A 713-nucleotide genomic window follows, 5' to 3' on the forward strand; every position below is an offset into this window, starting at 1 on the left:
ACGGGCACTGGGGCGGCAGGACGCCTCGCCGCCCGAGACGGGGGCCGGCCGGACGTCGAAGAGGCCGCGGGAGCAGGTTCGCTGCAGGCGGCGAGCGCGACCAGCGAGGCGAGGACGAATCCGATGTTCATGAACGAGCCCTTTTGAACGGACCCCGATCAAGCCACGAGCCGGGCCGCAGGTCATCCCTCGCCGGCCGATCGTCAGGAATCGTCTAGGCGCAGCCCTCGACGTACTGGATCGACGCTCCGCCGCCGGCGATCGCCTGGACGCGGCCGTCCCGACCGATCTCATACTTTACACCGCGCGCCGACGGCCCGCCGCGATCCGTCGTGGCCCACGCCGTCACATATTCGGCCGGCGCGTCCTCATACTTGTGCGGCATGGCTTCCGCCGCCGCGCCGTAGGCCGCCTTCACCGCCGAAGCCTGATCACCGACGCCGAAGCCGCGATCGGTCTTCACCGTCGCGCTTCGTTGCAGCCAGATGCTGGTCAGCCGACCGCTTTCGAGCATGACCATCAGGCCCTCGGGCGCCCGGGCGGGATGGAACATGTCGCAGGCTTCCGGATCGGGCCCGCCGACCGCCTGAGGATTCGAATCGGCGCCCAGCGCCGCCTCGATCTCGGCCCGGGTCATGCCGACCCGAAGCGGTCCGAAGCCCTGGGCGGTGAGGACGTTCGCCGGCGCGGGCACCGGGGCCGCCGGCGTCGCA

The 713-nt window shown here is 71.2% G+C and carries 1 protein-coding gene; it reads right to left on the reverse strand.

Features of this window, described 5'->3' with window-relative positions:
* Positions 1-214 precede the first annotated feature (214 nt).
* Positions 215-713, reverse strand: a 499-nt coding sequence (locus AC2W7C_RS18655; RefSeq protein ID WP_486002676.1) for a hypothetical protein, incomplete at its 5' end; no start/stop codon positions are given.

Source organism: Brevundimonas sp. CURTG3B2_SDJG, from assembly GCF_057364705.1.